Annotated in this window: 2 protein-coding genes and 1 pseudogene; all 3 read right to left on the bottom strand. The window is 71.8% G+C overall.

The features are described from left to right. Positions 1–476, bottom strand: a pseudogene (locus ACOACO_RS18645) (thymidine phosphorylase); the annotation flags it as partial. Positions 477–511: 35 nt separating this feature from the next. Continuing rightward, positions 512–913: a cytidine deaminase gene (locus ACOACO_RS18640; protein ID WP_420297791.1), complete on the bottom strand. Its 402-nt coding sequence runs from the start codon at positions 911–913 to the stop codon at positions 512–514. 3 nt (positions 914–916) lie between these two features. Beyond that, positions 917–2223 (bottom strand): ABC transporter permease (locus tag ACOACO_RS18635; protein WP_420297790.1); only part of this gene is annotated, 1307 nt, incomplete at its 5' end.

Below are 2223 nucleotides of genomic sequence, written 5' to 3'. Positions count from 1 at the left end.
TCACCGGCGGCGCAGATCACGGCGCCGTCCGACTCCAGCTGGGCCAGCATCTCCTCGTTGGACAGCGACGCGCGCCAGCCCGGGATCGCCTCCAGCTTGTCGAGCGTGCCGCCCGTGTGCCCGAGACCGCGGCCCGACAGCTGCGGGACGGCGACACCGCACGCGGCCACCAGCGGGGCCAGCGGCAGGGTGATCTTGTCGCCCACACCGCCGGTGGAGTGCTTGTCGCTGGTGGGACGCGAGAGCGAGGAGAAGTCCATCCGCTCCCCCGACGCGATCATCGCGCCGGTCCAGCGGGCGATCTCGCGGCGGTCCATCCCGTTGAGCAGGATCGCCATGGCGAGCGCGGACATCTGCTCGTCGGCCACCGCGCCCCGCGTGTAGGCGTCGACCACCCAGTCGATCTGGCTGTCGCTCAGTGCGCCGCGGTCGCGCTTGGTGGTGATGACCTCGATGACGTCGTGTGCGCTGCTCACCCGAGCACCCTACGCTCGCGCTCCGGCCGGGCGGCCTAGGCCCGTGCGAGGTCGTCCGGACCGAACGCGTCCGGCAGCACCTCCGCCATCGGGCGCACGCCCGACACCGTCCACACGAGCAGGTCGGGGCCCCCGTGCTCGAACAACAGCTGGCGGCACCGCCCGCACGGCATGATCACCGCGCCGTCGCCGTTCACGCAGACGAAGTGGGTGAGCCGTCCGGCCCCGCCGGCGTGCAGCGACGACACCAGCCCGCACTCGGCGCACAGGGTCACCCCGTACGCCGCGTTCTCGACGTTGCACCCCACGACGACCCGCCCGTCGTCGACGAGCGCCGCCGCACCGACGCGGTAGCCGCTGTACGGCGCGTAGGCCCGCCCGGCGATCGCGTGGGCCTGCGCCCGGAGGCCCTCCCAGTCGAACTCGTCACCCGGCACGGTTCAGTCGCCCTTCGCGTAGTGCTGGCCGCTGGCGGCCGGTGCCCGCACCCGTCCGACGAGCCCCGCCACGGCGATGATGGTCGCGAGGTAGGGCAGCATCGAGATCAGCTCGCCCGGGACCTTCTCGTCGAGAATGCTGAGCTGGTCGCGCAGGTTGCGCAGGAACGCGAAGGCGATCGCCGCCAGGGCCGCCCAGATGGGGTGCCAGCGGCCCATGATGACGGCCGCGAGGGCGATGAAGCCCAGGCCCGCACTCATCTGGCTGGTGAACGCGCCCGTGCTCAGCGTGAACGCCGAGCCGCCCAGGCCGGCCAGGACGCCGCCCAGCAGGAGGGCCTGCCAGCGGATCTTGACCACGTCGATGCCGACGGTGTCCGCGGCCTTGGGGTGCTCGCCCACGGCACGCACGCGCAGGCCCCACCGCGTCTGGAAGAGCAGGAACCACACGCCGGGGATGGCCAGGTACATCAGGTAGACGAGCAGGGTCTGGTCGAACATGGCCTGCCCGACGTACGGGATGTCCGCCAGCAGCGGGATCTCGACCGGCTCGAGCTGGTAGGGCCGGTTCAGGTTCGCCGCCTGGTCGCTCGGGATCTGGCCGCGCAGGAAGCTCGTGAGCCCGTAGCCGAACGTCACCAGCACGACGCCCACGACGACCTGGTCCACGTGGTAGCGCAGGGCGAAGAACCCGAGCAGCGCCGCGACGAAGACGCCGGCGAGCGCACCTCCGGCCATGCCGATCACCGGGGTCCAGAACAGCGGGACGCCACCCAGCGAGGTGACGGCGACGCTGCACGTCACCGAGGCGAAGAAGGCGGCCATGATGAACTGGCCCTCGATGGCGATGTTCACCACGCCGGCCCGCTCGCAGACGACGCCGGCGAGCGCGCCCAGCACCAGGTACGTCGCGACCAGCAGCGTCCCGCCAAGGGGGTTGGTGATCGCGATCGGCAGGTCGCTGTCGGCGTAGGCCCACATCAGGAACGCGCCATAGAACCCGACGCCGACGGCGACCGCCAGCACCACGCCGCCCCAGCCCTTGGGGTACTTGTCGGCCAGGGCGAGGACCAGCGCGACGGCGGTGAGCGCGACGGCGCCCCACGAGACGAGGGAACCGTCGAAGAACACCGGCTGGTTCTCGGCGCTGCGCGGTCCCTTGAGGAGGTGCGACACCTCGGGGTCGTTGATCGCGAGCTTGAACCACACCTCGACGGCGAGCAGCAGCGCCAGCACGACGACGAGCTTGACCCGCCGGCGCACGTCGGCGCGGTCGCGCACCTGCGGCTCGTCGGTGCCACCGGGCAGGT

The organism is Nocardioides sp. CPCC 205120 (genome assembly GCF_048654585.1).
Lineage (GTDB): Bacteria > Actinomycetota > Actinomycetes > Propionibacteriales > Nocardioidaceae > Nocardioides.
This window is presented reverse-complemented; position numbering and strand designations above follow the sequence as displayed.